At 64.1% G+C, this 25,717-nt stretch carries 20 protein-coding genes; 11 read left to right on the forward strand and 9 right to left on the reverse strand.

The window, feature by feature from the left end:
• From CAF78_RS15095 to CAF78_RS15110, 4 genes are all read left to right on the forward strand, one after another.
• Window positions 1-795: nuclear transport factor 2 family protein (locus CAF78_RS15095; protein ID WP_256576937.1), on the forward strand; the 795-nt coding region annotated here is incomplete at its 5' end.
• Between the two features lie 64 nt (window positions 796-859).
• Window positions 860-2,266, forward strand: coding sequence for an FAD-binding oxidoreductase (locus CAF78_RS15100; protein ID WP_085673659.1), 1,407 nt, complete (start codon window positions 860-862; stop codon window positions 2,264-2,266).
• 32 nt (window positions 2,267-2,298) lie between these two features.
• Complete coding sequence (locus CAF78_RS15105) at window positions 2,299-2,640, forward strand: cupin domain-containing protein (protein WP_085673661.1); 342 nt, start codon at window positions 2,299-2,301, stop codon at window positions 2,638-2,640.
• Between the two features lie 52 nt (window positions 2,641-2,692).
• Window positions 2,693-3,772, forward strand: coding sequence for a polyamine ABC transporter substrate-binding protein (locus tag CAF78_RS15110; RefSeq protein WP_085673663.1), 1,080 nt, complete (start codon window positions 2,693-2,695; stop codon window positions 3,770-3,772).
• 130 nt (window positions 3,773-3,902) lie between these two features.
• Here CAF78_RS15110 and CAF78_RS15115 read toward each other — a convergent pair whose 3' ends face one another.
• Window positions 3,903-5,486 (reverse strand): peptide chain release factor 3, encoded by a 1,584-nt coding sequence (locus CAF78_RS15115; RefSeq protein WP_085673665.1) that lies wholly within the window; start codon window positions 5,484-5,486, stop codon window positions 3,903-3,905.
• Between the two features lie 556 nt (window positions 5,487-6,042).
• Here CAF78_RS15115 and CAF78_RS15120 point away from each other — a divergent pair.
• Genes CAF78_RS15120 through CAF78_RS15135 form a run of 4 tightly spaced genes read left to right on the forward strand, consistent with a single transcriptional unit; the run spans window position 6,043 to window position 9,488 of the window.
• The gene (locus CAF78_RS15120; RefSeq protein ID WP_085673667.1) at window positions 6,043-6,756 is read left to right on the forward strand and encodes an ABC transporter permease; all 714 of its coding nucleotides are present in this window, start codon (window positions 6,043-6,045) and stop codon (window positions 6,754-6,756) included.
• Between the two features lie 13 nt (window positions 6,757-6,769).
• Window positions 6,770-7,684 carry a glycine betaine ABC transporter substrate-binding protein gene (locus tag CAF78_RS15125; RefSeq protein ID WP_085673669.1) on the forward strand — a complete coding sequence of 305 codons (915 nt, stop codon included), beginning with the start codon at window positions 6,770-6,772 and terminating at the stop codon, window positions 7,682-7,684.
• Window positions 7,681-8,334 (forward strand): ABC transporter permease, encoded by a 654-nt coding sequence (locus CAF78_RS15130; RefSeq protein ID WP_054901077.1) that lies wholly within the window; start codon window positions 7,681-7,683, stop codon window positions 8,332-8,334. Before CAF78_RS15125 ends, CAF78_RS15130 begins: the two co-directional genes overlap by 4 nt.
• The gene (locus CAF78_RS15135) at window positions 8,331-9,488 is read left to right on the forward strand and encodes a betaine/proline/choline family ABC transporter ATP-binding protein (protein ID WP_085673672.1); all 1,158 of its coding nucleotides are present in this window, start codon (window positions 8,331-8,333) and stop codon (window positions 9,486-9,488) included. The genes CAF78_RS15130 and CAF78_RS15135 overlap by 4 nt, the downstream gene beginning before the upstream one ends.
• A gap of 113 nt (window positions 9,489-9,601) precedes the next feature.
• Here CAF78_RS15135 and CAF78_RS15140 read toward each other — a convergent pair whose 3' ends face one another.
• The 3 genes from CAF78_RS15140 to CAF78_RS15150 all read right to left on the reverse strand — a co-directional run bounded on the left by CAF78_RS15140 (window position 9,602) and on the right by CAF78_RS15150 (window position 13,607).
• Entirely contained in the window at window positions 9,602-12,031 is a 2,430-nt protein-coding gene (locus tag CAF78_RS15140; protein ID WP_085673674.1) for a TonB-dependent receptor, read from the reverse strand.
• A gap of 107 nt (window positions 12,032-12,138) precedes the next feature.
• On the reverse strand, window positions 12,139-13,101 hold the full coding sequence (locus CAF78_RS15145; protein ID WP_085673676.1) for a FecR family protein: 963 nt from the start codon (window positions 13,099-13,101) through the stop codon (window positions 12,139-12,141).
• 17 nt (window positions 13,102-13,118) lie between these two features.
• A complete protein-coding gene (locus CAF78_RS15150) occupies window positions 13,119-13,607 on the reverse strand; it encodes a sigma-70 family RNA polymerase sigma factor (RefSeq protein ID WP_085673678.1) in 489 nt (162 codons plus the stop codon).
• A 505-nt stretch (window positions 13,608-14,112) separates the two neighbouring features.
• Here CAF78_RS15150 and CAF78_RS15155 point away from each other — a divergent pair.
• A complete protein-coding gene (locus CAF78_RS15155; protein ID WP_025337787.1) occupies window positions 14,113-15,276 on the forward strand; it encodes a type III PLP-dependent enzyme in 1,164 nt (387 codons plus the stop codon).
• Between the two features lie 28 nt (window positions 15,277-15,304).
• Here CAF78_RS15155 and CAF78_RS15160 read toward each other — a convergent pair whose 3' ends face one another.
• Both CAF78_RS15160 and CAF78_RS15165 read right to left on the reverse strand, forming a co-directional pair.
• Complete coding sequence (locus tag CAF78_RS15160; RefSeq protein WP_085673680.1) at window positions 15,305-16,075, reverse strand: tetratricopeptide repeat protein; 771 nt, start codon at window positions 16,073-16,075, stop codon at window positions 15,305-15,307.
• A 3-nt stretch (window positions 16,076-16,078) separates the two neighbouring features.
• Window positions 16,079-16,759, reverse strand: a complete 681-nt coding sequence (locus CAF78_RS15165) for a Fe2+-dependent dioxygenase (protein ID WP_085673682.1) — start codon at window positions 16,757-16,759, stop codon at window positions 16,079-16,081.
• Window positions 16,760-16,979: 220 nt separating this feature from the next.
• Between CAF78_RS15165 and CAF78_RS15170 the strand changes: the two genes are divergently transcribed.
• Both CAF78_RS15170 and CAF78_RS15175 read left to right on the forward strand, forming a co-directional pair.
• Window positions 16,980-19,289 (forward strand): TonB-dependent siderophore receptor, encoded by a 2,310-nt coding sequence (locus CAF78_RS15170; protein WP_085673684.1) that lies wholly within the window; start codon window positions 16,980-16,982, stop codon window positions 19,287-19,289.
• A 102-nt stretch (window positions 19,290-19,391) separates the two neighbouring features.
• Window positions 19,392-21,947: a sulfite reductase flavoprotein subunit alpha gene (locus CAF78_RS15175; protein ID WP_085673686.1), complete on the forward strand. Its 2,556-nt coding sequence runs from the start codon at window positions 19,392-19,394 to the stop codon at window positions 21,945-21,947.
• Between the two features lie 128 nt (window positions 21,948-22,075).
• Here CAF78_RS15175 and CAF78_RS15180 read toward each other — a convergent pair whose 3' ends face one another.
• From CAF78_RS15180 to der, 3 genes are all read right to left on the reverse strand, one after another.
• Window positions 22,076-22,867: an amidohydrolase gene (locus tag CAF78_RS15180; protein WP_085673688.1), complete on the reverse strand. Its 792-nt coding sequence runs from the start codon at window positions 22,865-22,867 to the stop codon at window positions 22,076-22,078.
• Window positions 22,855-24,003 (reverse strand): pyridoxal phosphate-dependent aminotransferase, encoded by a 1,149-nt coding sequence (locus tag CAF78_RS15185; protein WP_085673690.1) that lies wholly within the window; start codon window positions 24,001-24,003, stop codon window positions 22,855-22,857. Before CAF78_RS15185 ends, CAF78_RS15180 begins: the two co-directional genes overlap by 13 nt.
• A 211-nt stretch (window positions 24,004-24,214) precedes the next feature.
• Window positions 24,215-25,678, reverse strand: a complete 1,464-nt coding sequence (gene der, locus CAF78_RS15190; protein ID WP_085673692.1) for a ribosome biogenesis GTPase Der — start codon at window positions 25,676-25,678, stop codon at window positions 24,215-24,217.
• Window positions 25,679-25,717 lie beyond the last annotated feature (39 nt).

Genomic DNA, 25,717 nt, shown 5'->3' on the forward strand with positions numbered 1-25,717 from the left:
CTCCCCGACGGCCCCGAGCAGACCCCGCTCACCGCCGACACCGTGCTGCGCTACCACCTGTGCTGGAAGCACCGTGACCTCGACGGCGTGATCGCGCTCTACCACCCCGACATCCAGTACCACGACTTCTTCCAGAACCGCGTGCTCGGCTATCAGGAGCTTCGCGACTACGTGCGCGCCTGCCTGCCCCATGAAGCCGGCGAGGACATCGTCCACAGCGACCGCATCCGCGTCGACGGGTGCACCGCCTTCATCCAGTATCAGGTCACGGTGCAAGGTGGCGACGGGCTGGTGGCGTTCCAGTCCAGCGAAGCGATCACCGTCAAGGACGGGCTGATCTGGCGGGTCAACGAATATGCCACCCTGGTTCGCCAGAACGGCAACGGCCTGGCCAGCAGCGGCCCGCGCCCGGCCACCAGCCGCCTGGGCCTGTCGCCCAGGCAGCTGTCGACCATGGCCCAGGACCTGGAGCACTACTTCCAGCGCCAGCGCCCCTACCTCGACCCGGAACTGGACCTGCAGCAGGTGGCCGACGCCAGCGGCTACAGCCGCAACCAGATCTCCTACTTGCTCAACCAGGTGCTCGGGCAAAGCTTCTACCGCTACGTCAACCAGGCGCGCCTGCATCACCTGATGGCCAGCCTTGACGATGACAGCGTCGAGGCGCCGATCGACGAGCTGGCGTTCAACGCCGGCTTCAACTCGCTCTCGGCGTTCTACAAGTGCTTCCGCGAGCACACCGGCCTCACCCCCAAGGCCTACCTGAAGCAAATTTCCCTGCGTGCACGCACGTAAGACAGGCACTGGCCGACACCACTAGCATCGCCCACAGACCTTGACGGATGTGGAGCAAAACCCGATGCAACCCCTGCGCACGCTCAGCCTGTGGATGGACCAGCTCGACGAGCCGCTGTGCGCGCGCCCGGCCCTGCGCCAGGACCTCGAGGTCGATGTGTGCATCATCGGCGCCGGCTACACCGGCCTGTGGACCGCCTACTACCTCAAGCGCCAGGCGCCGCAACTGAACATCGCGGTGATCGAGGCCAACATCGCCGGCTTCGGCGCCTCCGGGCGCAATGGCGGCTGGCTGATGGGCAATTTGCTCGGCGAAGACCGCCTGCTCGCCACCCTGTCGCCGCAGCAGCGCCGCGCCAGCATCGACCTGCTGCACGGCATTCCCGATGAAGTGCACAGCGTGCTGCAGCGCGAGGGCATCGACTGCGACTACCGCAAAGGTGGCGTGCTGTATTGCGCCGCGCGTTACCCGGAGCAGGAACGCAGCCTGCGTGCTTACCTGGACGACCTGTACCGCCAGGGCATGACCGAGGACGACTACCGCTGGCTGCGCCCCGAGCAACTGGATGCGCAACTGCGGGTCAGCAATGCCTACGGCGCCATCTACAGCCCGCACACCGCGACCATCCACCCGGCCAAGCTGGCCCGTGGCCTGGCCCGGGCGGTGGAGGCGCTGGGGGTGACGATCTACGAGAACACCCCGGCCATCGACTGGCAACCCGGTGAAGTGCGCTCGCCCCTGGCGCGCATCCGCTGCCAATGGATGGTACCCGCCGTCGAAGGGTACGCCGCCAGCCTGCCGCCGCTGGGCAAGCACCAGTTGCCGGTGCAGAGCCTGCTGGTGGCCACCGAGCCGCTGCCGGAGTCGACCTGGGAGCAGATCGGCCTCAGCCAGGGCCAGGCCTTCAGCGAAAGCAGCCGCCAGGTCACCTACGGCCAGCGCACCGCCGACAACCGCCTGGTGTTCGGCGCCCGCGGCGGCTACCGCTTCGGCGGCCGCCTGCGCGAGAACTTCAACCTCGACGAGCACGAAATCGAGCTGCGTCGCTACCTGTTCAGCGAACTGTTCCCGCAGCTCAGGCACGTGCGCATCACGCATTCCTGGGGCGGCAACCTGGGCATGGCGCGGCGCTTCCGCCCGCACATGCTGTGCGACCGCCAGCGCGGCATCGCCCTGGCCGGTGGCTATGGCGGTGAAGGTGTCGGTGCCACCAACCTCGGCGGCCGAACCCTCGCGGCGCTGATCCTGAACCAGCACAACGCACTGACCGCGCAACCCTGGGTGCTCGACAACCGCCCGGTTTCGAGCCTGGCCAGCTGGCCGCCCGAGCCCTGCCGCTGGCTTGGCTACAACGCGATCATCCAGAGCTTCGTCCACGAGGACCGGACCCTCGCCAACCCCGCCAGCGCGCCCTGGAGGCGGCGCCTGGCCAGCTCCCTTGCGGACTTCATGGAAGGCTTCATGCACTGACTTCCCTTTCCCTGACACAGGATCCACCGGTCATGAGCATCACCCAGTTCAAACACACAGGCACTGCCTTGCTCGACAGCTCCAACCCGGTCGCGGTGCCGCTTGGCGACCCCGTTGCAGTGACTTCGGTCACCTGCGTGGAACGCAGCGACGGTGTCGAAACCGGCATCTGGGAGTGCACCCCCGGGCGCTGGCGGCGGCAGATCGTGCAGCAGGAGTTCTGCCATTTCATCAAGGGCCGCTGCACCTTCACCCCCGACGGTGGCGAGCCCCTGTTCATAGAAGCCGGAGACGCACTGATGCTACCGGCCAACAGCACCGGCACCTGGGACATCCAGGAGACCGTGCGCAAGACCTACGTTCTGATTTTCTGATCCGCTGATCGCCTGCCTTCGATAACAACAGACAAAGCAAGGTAAACCCGACATGCGCACGCTCCTTCTCGCTCCCCTGATGCTGGCCGCAAGCTTCGCCAGCGCCGCCGAAACGGTGAAGATCTACAACTGGTCCAGCTACGTCGCGCCCGACACGCTGAAGAACTTCCAGCAGGCCAGCGGCATCGTGCCGACCTACGACGTGTACGACAGCAACGAGACCCTCGACGGCAAGCTGATGACCGGCAACTCCGGCTACGACGTGGTGTTCCCGTCCAACCACTTCATGGCCCGGCAGATCCAGGGCAAGGCCCTGAAGCCGCTGGACAAGTCACAGCTGCCCAACTGGCACAACCTCAACCCGGTGTTGCTCAAGGCACTGGAGGTCAACGACCCAGGCAACCAGTACGGTTTCCCGTACCTGTGGGGCAGTACCGGCATCGGCTACAACATCGACAAGGTCAAGGCAGTGCTGGGCGACAATGCCCCGGTGGACTCCTGGGACCTGATCTTCAAGCCCGAGTACATGAGCAAGTTGAAAAGCTGCGGCGTCGCGGTGCTGGACAACGGCCCGGAACTGCTGCCAATCGCCCTGCACTACCTGGGCCTGCCGCATCACAGCCAGGACCCGAAGGACTACGAGAAGGCCAAGGACTTGTTGATGAAGGTGCGCCCGTATATCAGCTACTTCCACTCGTCCAAGTACACGGGTGACCTGGCCAATGGCGACATCTGCGTGGTGGTGGGCTTCTCGGGGGATGTGCTGCAGGCGAAGAACCGCGCCGAAGAAGCGAAGAACGGGGTGAAGGTGGGGTATTCGATACCCAAGGAAGGCGCGCCGATGTGGTTCGACATGGTCGCCATGCCGGCCGATGCGCCGGATGAGAAGGCCGGGTATGCCTACATGAACTACCTGCTGCAGCCGGAGGTGATGGCCAACATCAGCAACCATGTGCAGTACGCCAACGGCAACCTCAAGGCTGACGGGCTGGTGGAGCCGGCGATGAAGGGCAATACGATGATTTACCCGAGCGAGGACGTGATGGGCAAGCTGTATGCGCTGGAGGCGATGCCGGCAAAGATCGACCGCATCAGAACCCGGATCTGGACCAGTATCAAAGCCGGTAACTGAATTGGGGCCGCTTTGCGGCCCTTCGCGGGCAAGCCCGCTCCCACAGGTATCTCACAACCTTCAGGTGCAGTGATTTCCTGTGGGAGCGGGCTTGCCCGCGAAGGGCTGCAAAGCAGCCCCAACTCAGTAGTCAGTGGTGCTCGCGGGTCGCGCGGAACTTGATGTCCGGCCAGCGCTCTTCCATCAGCGCCAGGTTGACCCGGGTCGGCGCCAGGTAGGTCAGGTGACCGCCACCGTCGATGGCCAGGTTTTCCATGGCCTTGTTCTGGAATTCCTCGAGCTTCTTCTTGTCGTCGCAACCGATCCAACGGGCCGACCACACGGTGATCGGCTCGTAGGCGCACTCGACCTTGTACTCTTCCTTCAGGCGGCTGGCGACCACGTCGAACTGCAGCACACCGACCGCGCCGAGGATGATGTCGTTGCTGCGCTCGGGGAAGAACACCTGGGTCGCACCTTCTTCGGCCAACTGCTGCAGGCCCTGACGCAGCTGCTTGGATTTCAGCGGGTCTTTCAGGCGCACGCGGCGGAACAGCTCCGGGGCGAAGTGCGGGATACCGGTGAAGCCCAGCGCCTCGCCTTCGGTGAAGGTGTCGCCGATCTGGATGGTGCCGTGGTTGTGCAGGCCGATGATGTCGCCGGCATAGGCTTCTTCCAGCTGCTCACGCTCGGAGGAGAAGAAGGTCAGCGCGTCGCCGACACGCAGGTCCTTGTTGATACGCACATGGCGCATCTTCATGCCCTTCTCGTACTTGCCCGAGCAGATGCGCATGAAGGCGATGCGGTCGCGGTGTTTCGGGTCCATGTTCGCCTGGATCTTGAACACGAAGCCGGTGAATTTCTCTTCCACAGGCTCGACGGTACGCTCGTGGGCCACGCGGCCCAGCGGGCGCGGTGCCCAGTCGACGACGGCGTCGAGCACGTGGTCGACACCGAAGTTGCCCAGCGCGGTACCGAAGAACACCGGGGTCAGCTGGCCGTTGATGAACTCTTCCTGGTTGAACTCGTGGCAGGCGCCCTGCACCAGCTCCAGTTGCTCGACGAACGAATCGTACTGGTCACCCAGGTGAGCACGGGCTTCGTCCGAGTCCAGCTTCTGGATGATCTTGGCTTCGGTACGCTCGTGGCCGTGGCCCGGGGTGTACACCACGATGTAGTCGCCGGTCAGGTGGTACACGCCCTTGAAGTCGCGGTAGCAACCAATCGGCCAGGTGATCGGCGCGGCCTTGATCTTCAGCACCGCTTCGATCTCGTCGAGCAGTTCGATCGGGTCGCGGATATCACGGTCGAGTTTGTTGATGAAGCTGACGATCGGCGTGTCGCGCAGGCGGCACACGTCCATCAGGGCGATGGTCCGTGGCTCAACGCCTTTACCGCCGTCGAGCACCATCAGCGCCGAGTCCACCGCGGTCAGGGTGCGGTAGGTGTCTTCCGAGAAGTCTTCGTGGCCGGGGGTGTCGAGCAGGTTGATCATGTGCTCGCGGTACGGGAACTGCATCACCGAGGTGGTGATGGAGATGCCGCGCTGCTTCTCCATTTCCATCCAGTCGGAGGTGGCGTGGCGGTCGGACTTGCGCGACTTCACGGTACCGGCGACGGCAATGGCCTTGCCCATCAGCAGGAGCTTCTCGGTGATGGTGGTCTTACCGGCGTCGGGGTGGGAAATGATTGCGAAAGTGCGGCGCTTCGCGACTTCGGCGGCCTGGTTGGTCATGGGAAATCGCCTGACTGGGGATCGAAAAAGGGGCGATATCATACCTGAAGTTGGGCCTGGACCAAAATCTGCTGAATGAGTGGTTGCAGGTCCGCCCTCTTCGCGGGCAAGCCCGCTCCCACAGGTGTTGCACAGCTTTCACATGCGGTGAGATTTCTGTGGGAGCGGGCTTGCCCGCGAAGAGGGCGGCTCAGGCAAGACAAATTCACCAGACAATCGCTTTATCACGACAAATGGCCACAGGGCAGTTATTTCAACGCCTGCAGAGAATTAACCCGATGTTTTTTCTCGCCATTTTTCAATCCACCCAGTGATTAACGCTGGCCAAATGCCGCCCCGGATGGGAACCTTTACGCCCACGGAGACGTCCACTCCCCTGCAACCCGCTTCGGTTGGGGACTGGTTTCATCAGCATTTTCGGGCCCGACGGGGTTCGGCTCATGGCCTGATCGCAGCCTTCGGTTGCCTCACGCTGCTACTCGCGAACACACCACCCGCCGCCAGGACTGGCCGGCTACCAAGAAGTGTGCTCGCCGACAACACAAGGAGTCCGCCTGTGGCTACACGCTACGGAAAAGGGCTGTTGGGATGCGCCACCGTGCTCGTCATCCTGGCCCTGCTGATCCACTGGATCGGCACCGACACGATCGCGCGTTATCGCGACGATCTTGGGTTCTACCTGCAAGCGCACCTGGTACTGGTGCTGGCTTCGATGGCGGCGGCGCTGGCCGTGGGCATCCCCGCCGGCATTGCCTTGAGTCGACCGCACCGGGTCGACAAAGCCGAGCGCTTCATGCAGTTCTTCAACGTTGGCAACACCATTCCCCCGCTGGCCGTTCTGGCCATCGCCCTGAGTATCCTCGGCATCGGCGCCGGACCGGCGATCTTCGCGCTGTTCCTCGCCTCCCTCCTGCCCATCGTGCGCAACACCTACGAGGGCCTGAAAAACGTCCCCGCCTCGCTCAAGGAAGCCGCCACCGGCATCGGCATGACCCCGCGCCAGCAACTCTGGCAGGTGGAACTGCCCAACGCCGTGCCGATCATCGTCGGCGGCGTGCGCGTTGCCCTGGCGCTGAACGTCGGCACCGCACCGCTGGCCTTCCTGATCGGCGCCAACAGCCTGGGCAGCCTGATTTTCCCCGGCATCGCCCTGAACAACCAGCCACAGCTGCTGCTGGGTGCCGCCTGCACCGCGTTGCTGGCGCTGGTGCTCGACGCAGCGGTGAGTTTCTCCAGCAAGCGCTGGCTGGAACGTGGCCTGGCTGGATAACGAGAGGGAACGTATGAACAAGAGAATCGCCTTGCTGCTGGGCGCGGCCCTGCTGTTCGCAGGATTTGCCCAGGCAGCGGAAAAACCGCTTATCCGCATCGGCGCGCGGGTGTTCACCGAACAGACCGTGCTCGCCGAAATCACCGCGCAATACCTGCGCGCCAACGGCTTCGACGTGCGCGTCACCAGTGGGCTTGGCAGCAGCATCGCGCGCCAGGCCCAGGAAACCGGCCAGCTCGACCTGATGTGGGAATACACCGGCGTGTCGCTGGTGTCGTACAACCATATCGAGGAGCGCATGCCCAGTGCCGAGGCCACCTACGCCAAGGTCAAGGCATTGGACGCGAAGAAGGGCCTGATCTGGCTGACCCCGTCGAAGTTCAGCAACACCTACGCGCTGGGCTTGCCCAAGCAGGTCGCCGAGGCTTATCCACAGGTCAACTCGATCAGCGACCTCAACCAGGTGCTGCGTGACGAAAGCCAGCGCAACCACCTGGTGGCACTGGACACCGAGTTCGCCAACCGCCCGGACGGCCTGGTCGGCCTGAAGCAGATGTACGACCTGCAAGTGGGCCGCGCCAACATCCGCCAGATGGATGCAGGCCTGGTCTACACCGCCATGCACAACAACCAGGTGTTCGCGGGCCTTGTGTACACCACCGATGGCCGCCTGAGCGCGTTCAACCTCAAGCTGCTGGCGGACGACAAGCACTACTTCCCCGACTACACCGCCGCCCCGGTGGTGCGCAAGCAGGTGCTGGACGCCAACCCGAAACTGGCCGGCCTGCTCAAGCCACTGGCCGAGCAACTGGATGACGAAACCATGCGCCAGCTCAATGCCAAGGTCGACGTCGAACACCAGAACCCGACCACGGTGGCCGCCGCTTTCCTGCGTGAGCACCCTATGCCTAGCGAGGTACAGCCATGAGCCTGCTCGACACGTTCGCCCACCTCGACTGGGCCCAGGTGCTGCAGCTGACCTGGCAGCACATCATGCTGGTCGGCGTGGCCGTGGGCCTGGCGATCATCGTCGGCGTGCCGCTGGGCATCCTGATGACCCGCTTCCCGGCCGTCGCCGGCCCATTGCAGGCCAGCGCCACAGTGTTGCTGACCATCCCCTCGATCGCCCTGTTCGGCCTGCTGCTGCCGTTCTACTCCAAGTTCGGCCAGGGCCTTGGGCCACTGCCGGCGATCACCGCGGTGTTCCTTTACTCGCTGCTGCCGATCCTGCGCAACACCTACCTGGCCCTGACCAACGTCGAGCCCGGCATCCGTGAAGCGGCCCGCGGTATCGGCATGACCTTCGGCCAGCGCCTGCGCATGGTCGAGCTGCCCATCGCGGTGCCGGTGATCCTCGCCGGCGTGCGCACCGCCGTGGTGATGAACATCGGCGTCATGACCATCGCCGCCACCATCGGCGCCGGCGGCCTGGGTGTGCTCATCCTCACCTCCATCAGCCGCAGCGACATGTCGATGCTGCTGGTCGGCGCCGTACTGGTCAGCCTGCTGGCGATCATCGCCGACCTGCTCCTGCAAACCCTGCAACGTGCCCTGACTCCAGAAGGACTGCGCTCATGATCGAACTCAAGAACCTCAGCAAGACCTTCAACGTCAACGGCAAGGACGTCAAAGCCGTCGACGCGGTCAGCCTCACTGTCAACGAAGGCGAAATCTGCGTGTTCCTCGGCCCGTCGGGCTGCGGCAAGAGCACCACGCTGAAGATGATCAACCGCCTGATCACGCCGACCTCCGGCCAGGTGTTCATCAATGGCGAAGACACCAGCGCGCTGGACGAAGTGACCCTGCGCCGGCACATCGGCTACGTGATCCAGCAGATCGGCCTGTTCCCCAACATGACCATCGAGGAGAACATCACCGTGGTCCCGCGCCTGCTCGGCTGGGACAAGCAGAAGTGTCACGAGCGCGCCCGCGAACTGATGCACATGATCAAGCTCGAACCCAAGCAGTACCTGCAGCGCTACCCACGTGAGCTGTCCGGCGGCCAGCAGCAGCGCATCGGGGTGATCCGTGCGCTGGCGGCGGACGCGCCGGTGCTGCTGATGGACGAGCCGTTCGGCGCGGTCGACCCGATCAACCGCGAGATGATCCAGAACGAGTTCTTCGAGATGCAACGGGCGCTGAACAAGACCGTGATCATGGTCAGCCACGACATTGACGAGGCGATCAAGCTGGGCGACAAGATCGCCATCTTCCGCGCCGGCAAGCTGCTCCAGCTGGACCACCCGGACACCCTGCTGGCGCACCCGGTGGATGACTTCGTGAGCAACTTCGTCGGCCAGGACAGCACCCTCAAGCGCCTGCTGCTGGTGCGTGCCGAGGATGCGGCGGACAACGCGCCGTCGGTGAGCCCCGGGACGCCGGTGAGCGATGCCTTGGAACTGCTCGATGAGCACGACCGCCGTTATGTGGTGGTGACCGACGGGCAGAACAAGGCGCTGGGCTATGTGCGCCGGCGCGACATGCACCGCCAGCAAGGCACCTGTGGCGACTTCCTGCGGCCGTTCAATGCCACGGCGTCGCATGACGAGCACCTGCGCATCCTGCTGTCGCGGATGTACGAGTTCAACCGGGCGTGGTTGCCGGTGCTGGATGCCGAGCAGGTGTTCCTGGGGGAGGTTACCCAGGAGTCGATAGCCGCTTACCTGAGCTCGGGGCGTTCGCGCGGGGCCAAGACCAGCATTGTCTCGCCGGCCGAGGCGGTGGTTTCCTGAAGGACCGAGTATGTCTTTTCGCGGGCAAGCCCGCTCCCACAGGTTCGGCGCTGCGTCCTGGCTTGCGCAGAAATCTGTGGGAGCGGGCTTGCCCGCGAGCAACCGACGCGGTATCAGAACCCTACACTGGCCTGCACATAGAAGGTCCGCGGCTCACCCACATAAATGCCGGCATTGTTGTCGCTGGAGCGGGTGAAGTATTGCTTGTCGAACAGGTTCTTCACCCCCGCCGCGAGCTTCAGGTTGGACATGTCCGGCCCGAACTCGTACCCGCCACGGGCATGCCAGGTCACGTAGCCCGGAATGTCGCCATACTGTCCATCAGCGCTCGGCTCGGTGATGTAGTCACCATTGAAGCTGCCATCGGCGTTGATCCCGGTCCCCGGCGCGCGCTGCTTGGACTGGGCGTAGGCATCCAGATTCCAGGTCCAGCGGTTGATCGCATAGCGCACCCCGGCGGTGGCCACCTGACGTGAATAAAACGGCAGGTCACGGCCCTTGAAGCCCGGGATATCCCCTTCATAGGTTGCGCGGGTATAGGTGTAGCCACCATTCACCGACAACCCTTCCAGACGCGGGTCGAGCCCCGCCAGGTCGTAGCGCACCGAAGCCTCGATACCCTGGTGCTTGGTCGCGCCGAGGTTGGTCCAGCCCACATCGTTGCTGATGTACTGCAACTCGTCATCGAAGTCGATGTAGAACGCGGTCAGCTCACCGGCGAAACCACCGTTGTCATAACGCGTACCGAGCTCGTAGGTCTTGGCCTTCTCCGGCTCCAGGCCGTTGGCGGTGCTGTTGCCGGTACCGCCCTGGCCCAGCTGGAAGTACTGCAGGCTGCCGAACGAGGTCTCGTAGTTGGCGAACAGCTTCCAGGCATCGGAGATGTGGTACATCACGCTCAGCGCCGGCAGTGGCTCGTTGCTGGTGATGCTGCGCTTCTTCTCCGGCACCGGCTGGCCATTGGTACCGAGCACCGGGCGGTCGCGCCAGTCGGTATTGATGTGCTCGAAGCGGATGCCCGGGGTGATGGTCCAGTTGCCGACATCGATCTTGTCGTCGATGTAGTAGGCGCTGGCCTCGGTGCCGCCGCTGCGGTCCTGGAACACGTGGCCGTCGGAGGTCGGGGTGGGCGTCGGTACATTGTCGATCAGCGCCAGGCGGGTCGACTGCTCGCGCATGGCTTCCTTCAGGTAGCGATAACCGACGCTGACTTCCTGGGTGGTGGGGCCGGCGAAGAAGATCCGCGACACCCGCGGCTCGATGGCGAAGGTGTGGTAGTTGCGCGGGTACGACGACAGGGTCTTCATGTCGCGCGCGGCGATGGCGCTGCCACGGAAGCTGTCGGTGTAGTAGGTCAGCACTTCGAACTGGGTGGCATCGTCGAGCTGGCGCTGCCACTTGAACGACACGTCCTTGCGCCGGCCGGCGAAGTAGTCGTAATCGCGCAGCGACTGGTACGGGTTGCTGTCGTACTGGGCCTGGGTCAGGCCGCCGGGCATGTCGGCACGGCCATCGTAGTAGTGGAAGTTGAGCCAGAACTCGTCAACGTCGGTCGGCGCCCAGTGGGTCTTGAGGATGACGTCGTCGATGTCGTTGCCGTTGTTGCTCTCGCGGTAACCATTGCCGTTCACGCCGGTGTACAGCAAGGCCACGCCCATGCCGTTGTCGGCGGTGCCACCGGCGAACGCCGACTCGGTGTGCTTCCAGCCGCCGTGCTGGGAGGTTTCCAAGGTGGTGGACAGCTCCGCCGAGGCCTTCTCGGGGATCGCGCGGGTGACGAAGTTGATCACACCGCCGACGTTCTGCGGGCCATAGCGCACCGAGCCGGCTCCGCGCACCACGTCGATGCTGTCGAGGTTGCCCGAAGAGATCGGTGCCATCGACAGCTGCGGCTGGCCGTAGGGCGCAAAGGCTGCCGGAATGCCGTCGATCAGCACGGTCGAGCGCGGCGACAGGCGCGAGGTCAGGCCACGCACGCCAACGTTCAACGACAGGTCACTGCCACCGGTGCCGTTGCTGTCCTGCACCTGCACGCCAGGGATGCCACGCAGCACATCGCGCACGTTCATCGCGCCCTTCTCCACCATCGCCTCGCGGCGCACCACGGTGCGCGCGCCGGGGTGGTTCTGCACCACGGCCTGGTCAGCATCGCCCAGCCAGTCACCGACCACCTTCACGTCGGTGGGCGCCAGCTCCAGGCTGCCGGTGCTGAGCGTGCCGGCAGGCTGGGCCGGCTTCACCACCACCGTGTCTTGCGACTTCTCGTAGGTCAGCCCGCTACCTTGCAGCAGTTGCTGCAGTGCCTGCTCGGGTGCCAGGTTGCCGGACACCGCCGGGGCCTGCTTGCCAGCCACCAGTTCAGGGCTGAAGAACAGCTGCAGGTTGGTCTGCTGACCCAACTGGCTCAGCGCCGAAGCCAAAGGCTGTGCCTGGATCTGGATCGCGGTGCCGGCCTGCTCGGCCTGGGCGTTGACGGCTGCGGTGCTGACCGCCAGGGCCAGTGCCAGGGCGCTCAGGCGTGGAAAAGGTTTGTTGTTGTTCACGTCGTCGAAACATCCGGAAGAAGGAATGAACGCCAACTGCATGCAAATGAAAATGCTTGGCAGTTGCAGCTGGCGGGGAAGACGAACGAGCGGAAAAAAACCTGAATCTATTTCGCGATTATTTCGCGGGAGCCGTCTTCATGGGCCTTGATCGCCACCGGCAGGATGCTCGGCAAGGCGCGCAACAGCGCGTCGGTGTCATCGGTGCTGAAGGTGCTGGAGATACGCATCTGGGCAACCTTGCCAGGCGCCACGCGCAGTGGCTGGGCGCGGTAGCGCGACACTTCGGCCACCACGTCGGCGAGGGTGGCGTTGTCGAACACCAGCTTGCCCTGGCGCCAGGCCGTCAGGGCTGCGGCATTGACGGCATAAGGTGCAGCGACCTGGCCGTGCGCGTCGATGTAAGCGCCCTGGCCGGCGCCCAGTTGCGCCAGCGAGGCGTCGCTGCCCTGCACCCGCACAGAACCCTGCTCGACCGCCACCCGGGTAGTGGCCGGGTCCAGACGCACATCGAAACGGGTGCCGGTCACGGTCACGCTGCCCTGGGCGGTATCGACCACGAACGGGCGGCTGCTGTCGTGGGCGACGATGAACATCGCCTCACCGGCGTTCAGTTGAATGTGACGGCGGCCCGGGCTGTAATCGACGTGCAGCTCGGTAGCGCCGTTGAGTTCAAGGCGCGATCCATCTGGCAGCTCGACCTGGCGGCGCTCGCCAAAGGCAGTGTGCAGCTGATCCTGGTGATTGAGCTGTTGGTAGTGCCAGCCCGTCCAGCCGAGCCCCAGCGCCACCACCGCCACACTCGCCGCCAAAGCCTGGCGCAGCAGGCGCCGCTCCGGCAGTTGGCGTACCGGGTCGGGCTCGCACAGCGCTTCGAGGCGCTGGCGCGGGATCAGCTCCGCCGCGCTCCAGACCGTGGCCAGTGCATCGTACTCGGCACGGTGGCTGGGGTCGGCGGCCAGCCAGGCACGTAGCTGCTTGTGCAGCGCGGCATCGTGCGGCGCATCCTGGATGCGGACGAACCATGCGGCCGCCTGCTCACGGACGGTCTCGGAACCGTGCTGTTTCATGGGAAAGGTCTCCTGACTCATCGTGCCGACACATCCAGGTGCTCACGCAGATGCCGGAGCGTGCGAATCATATACTTTTCGACCATGTTCTTGGTCAAACCCATGCGCTCGGCGATCTCGGCCTGGCTCAGGCCTTCGAGCTTCTGCCAGATGAACACCCGGCGGCAGTTCAGCGGCAACTCGGCCAGCGCCCGCTCGACGCTGTCGGCCAGCTCCAGGGCATGCACATAGGCTTCCGGGTCGTCGCTGGTAGCCACGCCTTCGTCAAAGGCTTCCAGCGCCAGTGCCTGGCGTCGGTCCTCGCGGCGGAAACCATCCACGGCGATGTTGCGGGCCGTCTGGTGCAGGTAGGCGCGCGGCTGCTCGACCTGCTCGCGCGGGTTTTCCAGCACCCTGACAAAGGCATCGTGGGTGAGGTCCTCGGCCTGCTGACGACTGCGCAGCTTGCGCGTCCAGGTGCCGATCAGCTCATGGTAGTGGTCGAGGAAGCCTTTGTGTCCGGACACGTTCGGGGTCGTCAGGGAGGCGGATGAGGGTGCGAATAGTAATGTTTCTCATCAAAACCAGCAAATCCGCCAGTCGGTAACAAAAAATTTATGACTGATTTCATGTACGTGAGTACCAGTAAGCGTGGCCATAAATATGAACACCTCTGGCCCTTTCGCGGGCAAGCCCGCGCCCAGAAAAACCGCGTGATGCCTATAGAAACGGGCTTGCCTGTGAAGGGGTCAGCGGGGTCCATTCCACAATTTTTTACGGTTGAAACATGGCGGGGAACATCAGGCGGTCACGTGAGTCGGTTATTCAACGGGTAGGGCGCCAATCCACGACGATCGCACCCGGATTGCCTGTTGATTCTGCATTCTTCACGCCCTAAAGTGCGCGCCGAACGTCCATGCTGGAAACGATCCATCCGGCTCAAGTACTGAGTAGGCGAACCAAAGTGGGGATACGGAGGACGTTCAGTTTGCAGCCACTTATTCTTTCAGTTTGCCCATGGAGTCCCTGAGCATGTCGATCCAGGTCGAAGACTATTTCGCGCGTGATACCTTCCAGAAAATGAAGGCGTTCGCCGACAAGCAGGAAACCCCGTTCGTACTCATCGACACCCAGATGATCAGCCAGGCCTATGACGACCTGCGTGCGGGTTTCGAGTTCGCCAAGGTGTACTACGCGGTCAAGGCCAACCCGGCCGTCGAGATCATCGACCTGCTCAAAGAGAAAGGTTCGAGCTTCGACATCGCCTCGATCTACGAGCTGGACAAGGTCCTGGGCCGTGGTGTCAGCGCCGACCGCATCAGCTACGGCAACACCATCAAGAAGTCCAAGGACATCCGCTACTTCTACGAGAAGGGCGTGCGCCTGTACGCCACCGACTCGGAAGCCGACCTGCGCAACATCGCCAAGGCCGCGCCGGGCTCGAAGGTCTACGTGCGTATCCTCACCGAAGGCTCGACCACTGCCGACTGGCCACTGTCGCGCAAGTTCGGCTGCCAGACCGACATGGCCATGGACCTGCTGATCCTTGCCCGTGACCTGGGCCTGGTGCCTTACGGCATCTCCTTCCACGTCGGCTCCCAGCAGCGCGACATCAGCGTGTGGGACGCGGCCATCGCCAAGGTCAAGGTGATCTTCGAGCGCCTGAAGGAAGAAGACGGCATCGAGCTGAAGCTGATCAACATGGGTGGCGGCTTCCCGGCCAACTACATCACCCGTACCAACAGCCTCGAGACCTACGCCGAAGAGATCATCCGCTTCCTGAAGGAAGACTTCGGTGACGACCTGCCGGAAATCATCCTCGAGCCAGGCCGTTCGCTGATCGCCAACGCCGGTATCCTGGTCAGCGAAGTGGTGCTGGTCGCACGCAAGTCGCGCACTGCCGTCGAGCGCTGGATCTACACCGACGTGGGCAAGTTCTCCGGCCTGATCGAAACCATGGACGAAGCCATCAAGTTCCCGATCTGGACCGAGAAGAAAGGCGAGGCCGAAGAAGTGGTCATCGCCGGCCCGACCTGCGACAGCGCCGACATCATGTACGAAAACTACAAGTATGGCCTGCCGCTGAACCTGGCCATCGGTGACCGCCTGTACTGGCTGTCGACCGGTGCCTACACCACCAGCTACAGCGCTGTGGAGTTCAACGGCTTCCCGCCGCTGAAGGCTTACTACCTGTAATGCGAAACGGGGCCGAAAGGCCCCGTTTTCATTTGTGCTTTCCGGTACTGGCCTCTTCGCGCCGAGCCAGCTCTTCAGCATAGCTCCCGGCAAAGGCCATCAACGCCGGCCCCGCCCCCTGCAGGGTCACCAAGGCACTGCGCAGGAAATTCAGGTTCCCCTCGACCTTGGCTTTCTCCAGCCAGGTCCCGGCCTCCGCTAGCTCCCCCCGCTCGGTCAATACCATCGCAAGGCTGAACATCCCGCGAAAATCCCCCGCCTCGGCCGAGCGCCGATACCAGCGCACCGCCCGCACCGGGCTCGGTGCGGTGGCGATGCCATGCTCCAGGTAGCGCCCATAGAGGTTCATCGACTTGGCATGGCCCATCTGCGCGGCCTTCTCGTAACAGGTCAGCGCCTGGGCCTGATTGGCCGGCAGGCCGCGCCCGGTGGCCAGCAGGTTGCCCAGGTTGTACAACCCCCAGTCCAGCCCGGCATCGGCCGCCCGTGCGTAGTGGATGGCCGACTGCGCCAGGTTCACCTCGCCCCCCCAGCCATGTTCCAGGCAACGCCCGAGCATGTTGTGCGCCATGGCACTGCCGCCCTGCGCCGCAATGCCGAACCAGCGCCGGGCGACACCGGCATCCTGCTCGATGCCACGGCCATCGAGCAGGATCTGCCCGAGCAGCAACTGGGCCTCGACCATACCCTCCCCCGCCGCTGCCAGGATCGCCTGGGCCGCCTTGCCGGGGCTGTGCTCGAGCATGGCCTGCAGGCCGGCAGCATCCACCACTTCTTCACGACGCAGCTGATAGGACATGGCTCAGACCTCGGCCCAGCGGCGCAGCAGGTTGTGGTAGGTGCCGGTCAGTTGCAGCAACGACGGGTGGTCCGGCACATCGGCGGTGAGCTGCTGGATGGCATTGTCCATCTCGAACAGCAACGCCCGCTGGCTGTCCTCGCGCACCAGGCTCTGGGTCCAGAAGAACGCCGCGTAGCGCACACCACGGGTCACCGGGTTGACCTTGTGCAGGCTGGTGCCGGGGTACAGCACCAGGTCGCCGGCCGCCAGCTTGACCTGCTGCACGCCGTAGGTGTCCTGGATCACCAGTTCACCGCCGTCGTAGCTGTCCGGGTCGCTGAGGAACAGGGTCGAGGACAGGTCGGTGCGCACCCGTTCCGGGCTGCCCTTGGGCTGGCGCAGGGCATTGTCGATGTGGAAGCCGAAGTTGCCGCCCTCGCGGTAGCAGTTGATCAATGGCGGGAACACCTTGTGCGGCAAGGCCGCCGACATGAACCGCGGGGTCTGCCACAAGCGCTCGATCAATGCGCTGCCGAGCTCCTTGGCCAGCGGGTGCCCTTCCGGCAGCTGCAGGTTGTGCTTGGCCTTGGCCGACTGGTAACCGGCCGTGACTTTGCCATCGGCCCAGTCGGTCTGCTCCAGCGCCTCGCGGATACGGGCCAGTTCATCGGCGTCGAACAACCCTGGGATATGAAGCAGCATGGCGGCGGCACCGTTAAGATCTGTAAAGCGTCAATGATATTGATTCCCTTTTACGCTGTACAAGCCCTGGCTGCGCCTTAGACGATTCAGCGTCCACAAAACGTAAAGAGAATTTGTAAAGATTGTAAATTTCTAGCGAATGGTAACGAGTCTCAATTGTGCCTTACAAATCCTTACATTAACATCCGCGGCCTTAACACCTTGGGGAAGGCCTACAACAATGCGTCACGTACCATCTGCAGTGAGCTCACCACGCCTGATCGTCTCGGCCATCGGGGTCGCGCTGAGCGCTAGCGGCGCCTACGCCGCCGACCCGGCTGCCAGCAATGCCGTCACCCTCGACGCCACCAGCGTCAATGGCAAGGCTGAGCAGGCCAGCACCGACTACAAGGTCGAGAAGGCCTCCTCGCAGAAGTACACCGCACCGCTGGTGGACACCCCGCGCTCGGTCACCGTGATCCCGCAGCAAGTGATCAAGGACACCAACGCCCTGACCCTGCAGGATGCCCTGCGCACCGTGCCCGGCATCACCTTCGGTGCCGGCGAAGGCGGCAACCCGCAAGGCGACCGCCCGTTCATCCGCGGCTTCGACGCCCAGGGTGACACCTACCTGGACGGCGTGCGCGACACCGGCGCCCAGACCCGCGAAATCTTCGCCATCGAATCGGTCGAAGTGGCCAAGGGCCCGAACTCGGCCATCGGCGGCCGCGGCGCCGCCGGCGGTACCATCAACCTGGTGAGCAAGCGCGCGCACCTGGGCAACTCGCTCGACGGCGCCTGGACCTGGGGCAGCGACCAGACCCAGCGCTACACCTTCGATGGCAACTACCAGTTCAGCGACACCGTTGCCGGCCGCCTGAACCTGATGACCCACGAAAGCAACGTCGCCGGCCGTGACAAGGTCAACTACGACCGCTGGGGTATCGCCCCGTCGCTGGCCTTCGGCCTGGGCACCGCGACCCGCGTCAACCTCGACTACTACCACCTGGAAAGCGACGACCTGCCAGATTCGGGCATTCCGTACACCATTCCGACCGCTGGCAGTGCCGCGCGCACCTCGGCTCACCCGAGCAAGCCGAACGACGGCGGTGACAGCGACAACTTCTACGGCCTGACCGACCGCGACTTCCGCAAGACCCGCGTCGACATCGCCACCTTCGCCATCGAGCACGACCTGAGCGAAGCGCTGACCATCAAGAACACCTTCCGTCACGGCAACAGCATGCAGGACTACATCCTGACCCAGCCCGACGACAGCAAAGGCAACGTCAACAACGGCAGCGTCTGGCGCCGTGCCAACACCCGTGTGGGCAACACCGCCACCACCACCAACCAGACCGACCTGTTCGGCGAGTTCTACCTGGGCGGCCTGAAGAACAGCTTCTCCACCGGTATCGAATTGAGCCGTGAAGAAAGCGACCGCGAAACCTACAACGTCGACACCGACACCGTCCCCGGTGGCACAGCGAACACCAACTGCACCCCAGGCATGATCGGTGCCACCAGCGGCTACAACTGCACCTCGCTGAGCAACCCGAACCCGGATGACCCATGGAACGGTGCGATCTCGCGCAACTATGCCGGCATCAACACCAAGAGCAACACCCGGGCCATCTACGTATTCGATACCCTCGAACTGTCGCCACAGTGGCTGCTGAACATGGGCCTGCGTTACGACCATTTCGACACCCAGTACCGTGGCTACAACGCCAACGGCAGCACTGCCGTCAGTACCAAGGGCATCGTCTCCAAGGGCAAAGACACCAGCGAGTTCGTCACCGGCCAGCTGGGCCTGGTGTGGAAGCCGGCCGACAACGGCAGCATCTACGTATCCTACGCCACCTCCGCAACCCCACCAGGTGCGATGCTCGGTGAAGGCACTGAAGGCAACCCGCTGGGCAACACCACCGATCGCAGCGGCAACCTGCTGAGCAGCGACATGGAGCCGGAAGAAACCACCAACTACGAAATCGGCACCAAATGGGACCTGCTCGACGAGCGCCTGTCCCTGGCCGCCGCGCTGTTCCGCACCGAGAAGGAAAACGCCCGCGTCCAGGTGAACACCACCACCTACGAAAACGTCGGCGAAACCCGCGTGCAAGGCATCGAGCTGTCGGCCAGCGGCAAGATCACCGACAAGTGGCAGGTGTTCGCCGGCTACACCTACATGGAAGCGCGCCAGATCGACGGCGGCCCGCTGGGCAAGGCCAACGACGGCAACCAGCTGCCGAACACGCCGAACAACAGCGCCAGCCTGTGGACAACCTACTCGATCACGCCGAAGCTGACCGTCGGTGGCGGTGCGTTCTACGTGGATGACGTGTACGGCAGCGTGGCCAACACCACCATGGTCGACCGCTATGTACGCTACGACGCCATGGCCGCCTACAAGCTGACCAAGAACGTCGACCTGCAGCTGAACGTGCAGAACCTGACCAACGAGGTGTACTACGACAAGGCCTTCTCCACCCACTTCGCCAACCAGGCGGCCGGGCGGACGGCATTGCTGACCACCAGCGTCCACTTCTAAGGAAACACCGCCGAGCCCCGTTCATACCTGTGAGCGGGGCTTTTGCGTATCAAGGCATAATGCACGCCGCGCGGTCTGTGGCAGCAACACAAGGTGAGAGATGTGGTGAAGAAGACGCTGTTCCAGCTGCACTGGTTCTTTGGCATTACCGCCGGCCTGGTGCTGGCCTTGATGGGCATCACCGGGGCGCTGTACTCGTTCCAGGAGGAGCTGCTGCGCGCCTTCAACGCCGATGTGCTCAAGGTCGAGGTGCGCGCCGAAGGCGTGCTGCCACCGGCCGAGCTGGTGCGCCGGGTCGAGGCCGAGCAAGGCGACAAGGTGTCGATGCTGTGGGTGGACGTGCGCGAAGGCAACGCCGCGCGGGTGTTCTTCACCCCGCCACCGGGTGAGCGCCGCGGCGCGCTGCGCTATGCCGACCCGTATACCGGCGAGTTCAAGGGCGAGGCCAGTGGGCAAGGCTTCTTCAACCTGATGCTGACCCTGCACCGCTTCCTCGCCATGGGCGACACTGGCCGCCAGATCACCGGTGCCTGCACCCTGATGCTGGTGTTCTTCTGCCTGTCCGGCCTGTACCTGCGCTGGCCGCGCAAGGCGCTGAACTGGCGCACCTGGCTGACCTTCGACTGGGCCAAGAAAGGCCGCGCCTTCAACTGGGAGCTGCACGCGGTGGCCGGTACCTGGTGCCTACTGTTCTATCTTCTGTTCGCGCTGACCGGGCTGTTCTGGTCCTACGAATGGTACCGCTCGGGCCTGAACAAACTGCTGGCTGACGAACCCGCCGCCGGCCAGCAGCAGAAGCGCGGCGAAGGACGTGGCCGCCATGGGCCGCCCAAGGTCGACAAGAACGCGCCGCCGCTGGTGGTCGACTACGACGCCATCTGGGCCAACCTCAAGGACGCTGCCGGCCCGGGCCTGGCGATTTACAACCTGCGCCTGCCGCCGGCCGGCGGCCAGCCGGCCAACCTGTTCTACCTGCTGGAAGACGCCGCCCACCCGCGCGCGTTCAACACCCTGGTGCTCGACCCGGCCACCGGCCAGGTCAAGAGCCACGACCGCTACACCGACAAGTCCTTCAAGGCGCAGTTGCTGCAGAGCGTCTACGCCCTGCACGTCGGTGAATACTTCGGCCTGCCGGGTCGCATCATCGTCACCATTGCCAGCCTGACCATGCCACTGTTCTTCGTCACCGGCTGGCTGCTGTACCTCGACCGCCGACGCAAGAAGCGCCAGGTACGCGCCGCCCGTGGCACTGTCGACAGCAACCAGGCCAGCGGCGACAGCTGGCTGATCGGCTTCGCCAGCCAGAGCGGCTTTGCCGAGCAGCTGGCCTGGCAAAGTGCCGGGCAGTTGCAGGCCGCCGGCTTGCCGGTACAGGTACGCGCCCTGGCCGATCTAGGTGAGGAAGACTTGCGCCAGGCGCGCCGTGCCCTGTTCGTGGTCAGCACCTTCGGCGACGGCGAAGCGCCCGACAGCGCCCGCGGCTTCCAACGCAAGATCCTTGGCCAACCCTGGGCCCTGAACAACCTCAACTATGCCCTGCTCGCCCTAGGCGACCGCCAGTATCCGCACTTCTGCGGCTTCGCCCGGCGCCTGCAGGCGTGGCTTGGCGAGCGTGGCGCCAGCAGCGCATTCAGCCCGGTGGAAGTGGACAACGCTGACCAGGCCGCCTTGCAACAGTGGCAGCAGGAACTGGCGCAACTGACCGGAGCCCAGCCCGTCAGCGCCTGGCAGCCGCCGAGTTTCGGCAACTGGACCCTGGTGCAACGCGACCTGCTCAATCCAGGCAGCCAAGGCCAACCGGTCTACCTGCTGGGCCTGCGGTCCGAGCAACCGGCCAGCTGGGAAGCCGGTGACCTGGTGGAAATCCTGCCACTCAATGGCCAGCCACGGATCGATGCGTTCCTCCACGGCATGGCACTGGACGCCAAGGCCATCGTCCACGTCGAAGGCCTGCAGCAAACCTTGGGCCAGGCATTGGCTGGCCGCCAGTTGCCAGGCCGTCGCGATCACCTGCTCGGCCTGCACCCGCAAGCGTTGGTCGATGCATTGGTGCCCATCGGCAGCCGCGAGTACTCGATCGCCTCGATCACCAGCGATGGCGTGCTGGAGCTGATCGTGCGCCAGGAGCGCCATGCCGACGGCAACCTTGGCCTGGGTTCTGGCTGGCTGACCGAGCACCTGCCACGGGGTGGTACCTTGAGCCTGCGCCTGCGCCGCAACAGTGGTTTCCACCTACCCGAAGCCGCTGCACCCATGATCCTTATCGGTAACGGCACTGGCCTGGCTGGCCTGCGCAGCCTGATCCGGGCGCGGATCAATGCTGGCGAACAGCGCAACTGGCTGCTGTTCGGTGAACGCAACCGGGCGCATGACCTGCTGTGTGGCGCAGAGCTGGAGGGCTGGCTCGACAGCGGCGACCTGGCGCGGCTGGAGCTGGCGTTTTCGCGGGATCAGGCCGAGAAAGTGTATGTGCAGGATGTGCTGCTGCAGCACGCCGAGGCATTCAAGCGCTGGATGGCTGACGGGGCTTGCGTGTATGTCTGCGGTAGCCTGCAAGGCATGGCAGCAGGCGTGGATGCGGCGCTCAAGGGCTTGCTGGGGGAAGACGCTGTGCAGCAGCTGATCGAGGATGGGCGGTATCGGCGGGATGTGTACTGATCGGAAGTTGATGTAACCAAGGGCCGGCCTCTTCGCGGGCAAGCCCGCTCCCACAGGTGACTCACAGATCTCGAAGGCTGTGCATCACCTGTGGGAGCGGGCTCGCCCGCGAAGAGGCCGGCCCTGCCTTAGTGCAGCTCGAAGGTATCAGCATCCAGGTTGGCCGGGAACTTGGTGCGGTAGGCCGCCAGCTCCGTCGCGCTCAACACCGCGGTGAACACCCCGTCCGCCTCCCCTGCACTGAGCAGGCTCTCGCCCTGGTAGTCCAGCACCTGGCTGTCGCCGGAATAGGCAAAGCCTTTGCCGTCCGTCCCCACCCGGTTCACTGCGGCCACATAGCACAGGTTCTCGATACCCCGCGCCGGCAACAGCCGGTTCCAGTGCTGGCGCCGTGCCGCGGGCCAGTTGGCGGTGTACAGCAGCAGGTCGGTGTCCTGGGCATCACAGCTCCACACCGGGAAGCGCAGGTCATAGCAGATCAGCGGGCGCACGCGCCACCCCTTGACCTCGAACTGCACCTGGCGCTCACCGGGGGTGTAATGCTTGTGCTCGCCCGCCATGCGGAACAGGTGACGCTTGTCGTAATGCAGGATCTCGCCATCCGGCCGTGCCCACAGCAAACGGTTGCGGTGGCTGCCATCGGCGGCCTGGATGATCACACTGCCGGTGATTACCGCGTCGATACGTTTGGCCTGGGCCTTGAGCCACTTGTAGGTCGGGCCGTTCTCCGGCTCGCACAGGGTTTCCGACTGCATCGAAAACCCCGTGGTGAACATCTCCGGCAGAACCACCAGGTCGCTGCCGCGAGCCTGGTCCAGCAGCACCTCGAAATGCGCGTAGTTGGCCTCACGGTCATGCCAGGCCAGGGTGGTCTGGACCAGGGCGACTTTCAGGTTGGGCAGTGCACTCAGATCGCGCATAGTTTTTCCGCTGCCTGACGCAGCGTCTCCTCACGTTTGGCAAAGCACAGGCGCACCAGGCGTTGCTCGGGGATGGGTTGCTGGTAGAACACCGACACCGGGATGGTCGCCACACCGTGCTCACGGGTGAGCCACAGGGCCATGTCGACATCGTTCAGGTCGGGGCGGATCTGCGAGTAGTCCACCAGCTGGAAATAGGTGCCCGCAGTGCGGGTAAAGCTGAAACGTGAGCCTTCGAGCAGGTCGCAGAACAGATCGCGCTTGGCCTGGTAGAAGGCAGGCAGCTCATCAATGTGCTGCGGGTGCTCGGCCATGAAGTCGGCCAATGCGCATTGCAGCGGCGTCACGCCGCAGAAGTTGACGTACTGGTGCACCTTGCGCAGCTCGGCGCTCAAGGCCGGTGGCGCGATCACGTAGCCGGTTTTCCAGCCGGTGACGTGGTAGGTCTTGCCAAACGAGCTGATGACGAATGCCCGCTGGTACAGCTGCGCGTGGGCCAGCACGCTGGCATGGCGCACGCCGTCGTAGACCAGGTGCTCGTACACTTCGTCGCTGACCAGGTAGATATCGCGGTCGGCGATCAGCCGGGCCAGCTGGTCGAGGTCTTCACGGCTGATCAACGCACCGCTGGGGTTGTGCGGCGAATTGAGGATGACCATGCGCGTGCGCGGGCTCAGGGCATCGCTGAATTTCTGCCAGTCGATGCGGAAGTCGCCGTCGCTCAGCTGCACATGCACACAACGCCCGCCCGCCAGCTCCACGGAAGGTTCGTAGCTGTCGTAGCAGGGGTCGAAGACGATCACCTCGTCACCCGCATGGATTACCGCCTGGATGGCGCAGAAGATCGCTTCGGTAGCGCCCGGGGTGATGGTCACTTCCTGGTCGGCATCGACCTGCGCGCCATAGAGCCGCGCGACCTTCGCTGCCACCTGCTGACGCAGGGCCGGCAGGCCGGTCATCGGCGAATACTGGTTATGCCCGGCGGCCACATGCCGGCCCACTGCATCGAGCAGCGCCTGCGGGCCGTTGAAGTCGGGGAAACCCTGGGACAGGTTGAGCGCGCCGGTCTGCACGGCGAGCTGGGACATGGTGGTGAAGATGGTCGTGCCGACATTCGGCAGTTTGCTGCGGATCATGGAGCCCTCTTTCCTGGGGTGTATCCGGCACGGGGTGGAGTCCGAGCATAGCGGATCGAGCAGTCAGGAAAAAGGTTGAAACAATAGGGGGATTGCGCTGGATCAAAGGGCCCATTCGCGGGCAAGCCCGCTCCCACAGGAACCTCACAGATGTCGAATACTGTGCATTACCTGTGGGAGCGGGCTTGCCCGCGAAGAAGCTGAAGCAGAATCAGCGCTTGTCGCGGCGCTTCTTCTCGGCTTTCTTGTGGTGCGACATCAGGCGGCGCTTCTTGTTGACCTGGCGATCGGTGAGGGTGTTCTTCTTGCCCTCGTACGGGTTCTCACCACCTTTGTACTCGATGCGGATCGGCGTACCGACCAGTTTCAACACGCGGCGGTAGGTGTTTTCCAGGTAACGCGAGTACGACTTCGGAATCTTGTCGGTCTGGTTGCCGTGGATCACGATCAGCGGCGGGTTGGCACCGCCAAGGTGGGCATAGCGCAGCTTGATGCGGCGGCCGTTGACCAGCGGCGGCTGGTGCTCGCTGACGGCATCTTCGAGGATCTGCGTCAGGCGGCTGGTCGGCCAGCGAGTGACCGCCGACTTGAACGCGGCCTGCACCGACTTGTACAGGTGGCCCACGCCGGTGCCGTGCAGGGCAGAGATGAAGTGGATGTCGGCGAAGTCGACGAAGAACAGCCGGCGCTCCAGCTCGGTCTTCACGTAGTCGCGTTCGCCCGACTCCATGCCATCCCACTTGTTCAGGGCGATGACGATGGCGCGGCCGGCTTCCAGGGCGAAGCCCAGCAGGTTGAGGTCATGGTCGACCACACCTTCGCGGGCATCCATGACGAAGATCACCACGTTGGCGTCCTTGATCGCCTGCAGGGTCTTCACCACCGAGAACTTTTCGACTTCCTCGTGGATCTTGCCGCGCTTGCGCACACCGGCGGTGTCGATGAAGGTGTACTTCTCGTCATCACGCTCGAACGGGATGTAGATACTGTCGCGGGTCGTGCCCGGCTGGTCGTACACCACCACGCGCTCTTCGCCGAGCATGCGGTTGACCAGGGTCGACTTGCCCACGTTCGGCCGGCCGATGATGGCGATCTTGATGCCATCCTTTTCGCTCGGGCCTGGAATGCGCACCGCTTCCTCGCCTTCGGCGACTTCGGCGTCCAGCGCCTCCTCGACCTGGTCACGCGGGATGTGGCCGAGTACCGACTCCATCAGCGCGTTGATGCCACGGCCCTGGGAGCCGGCCACCGGAATGGCGTTGCCCATGCCCAGCGGCGAGAACTCGGCGCGGGCGACGTCGGCGTCGATGTTGTCGATCTTGTTGGCCACCAGGATGGCCGACTTGTTGCGCTTGCGCAGGTGCTCGGCAATCATCTGGTCGGCGGCGGTCATGCCGGCGCGGGCGTCGACCAGGAACAGCACATAGTCGGCTTCTTCGATGGCCATGAGCGACTGCTCGGCCATCTTCTCGTCCATGCCCACTTCGTCACCGGTGATACCACCAGTGTCGATGAGGATGAAGGAACGACCCTGCCAGGTGGCATCACCGTACTGGCGGTCACGGGTCAGGCCCGACAGGTCACCGACGATGGCATCGCGGGTCTTGGTCAGGCGGTTGAACATGGTGGATTTGCCGACGTTCGGGCGGCCCACCAGGGCAATTACGGGAACCATCGGCTCTCCACTCTTGAATTCTTGAAAATGCAAAGGCCG

Source organism: Pseudomonas sp. R28(2017), from assembly GCF_002112505.1.
In the GTDB taxonomy this organism is placed as follows: Bacteria; Pseudomonadota; Gammaproteobacteria; order Pseudomonadales; family Pseudomonadaceae; genus Aquipseudomonas.

Bases quoted from the DNA above. Each gene is read 5' to 3' on its own strand.
- CAF78_RS15100 (WP_085673659.1), top strand. From the start codon at position 860: ATGCAACCCCTGCGCACGCTCAGCCTGTGGATGGACCAGCTCGACGAG.
- CAF78_RS15105 (WP_085673661.1), top strand. From the start codon at position 2,299: ATGAGCATCACCCAGTTCAAACACACAGGCACTGCCTTGCTCGACAGC.
- CAF78_RS15110 (WP_085673663.1), top strand. From the start codon at position 2,693: ATGCGCACGCTCCTTCTCGCTCCCCTGATGCTGGCCGCAAGCTTCGCC.
- CAF78_RS15115 (WP_085673665.1), bottom strand. From the start codon at position 5,486: ATGACCAACCAGGCCGCCGAAGTCGCGAAGCGCCGCACTTTCGCAATC.
- CAF78_RS15125 (WP_085673669.1), top strand. From the start codon at position 6,770: ATGAACAAGAGAATCGCCTTGCTGCTGGGCGCGGCCCTGCTGTTCGCA.
- CAF78_RS15130 (WP_054901077.1), top strand. From the start codon at position 7,681: ATGAGCCTGCTCGACACGTTCGCCCACCTCGACTGGGCCCAGGTGCTG.
- CAF78_RS15135 (WP_085673672.1), top strand. From the start codon at position 8,331: ATGATCGAACTCAAGAACCTCAGCAAGACCTTCAACGTCAACGGCAAG.
- CAF78_RS15145 (WP_085673676.1), bottom strand. From the start codon at position 13,101: ATGAAACAGCACGGTTCCGAGACCGTCCGTGAGCAGGCGGCCGCATGG.
- CAF78_RS15155 (WP_025337787.1), top strand. From the start codon at position 14,113: ATGTCGATCCAGGTCGAAGACTATTTCGCGCGTGATACCTTCCAGAAA.
- CAF78_RS15160 (WP_085673680.1), bottom strand. From the start codon at position 16,075: ATGTCCTATCAGCTGCGTCGTGAAGAAGTGGTGGATGCTGCCGGCCTG.
- CAF78_RS15165 (WP_085673682.1), bottom strand. From the start codon at position 16,759: ATGCTGCTTCATATCCCAGGGTTGTTCGACGCCGATGAACTGGCCCGT.
- CAF78_RS15170 (WP_085673684.1), top strand. From the start codon at position 16,980: ATGCGTCACGTACCATCTGCAGTGAGCTCACCACGCCTGATCGTCTCG.
- CAF78_RS15180 (WP_085673688.1), bottom strand. From the start codon at position 22,867: ATGCGCGATCTGAGTGCACTGCCCAACCTGAAAGTCGCCCTGGTCCAG.
- CAF78_RS15185 (WP_085673690.1), bottom strand. From the start codon at position 24,003: ATGATCCGCAGCAAACTGCCGAATGTCGGCACGACCATCTTCACCACC.
- der (WP_085673692.1), bottom strand. From the start codon at position 25,678: ATGGTTCCCGTAATTGCCCTGGTGGGCCGCCCGAACGTCGGCAAATCC.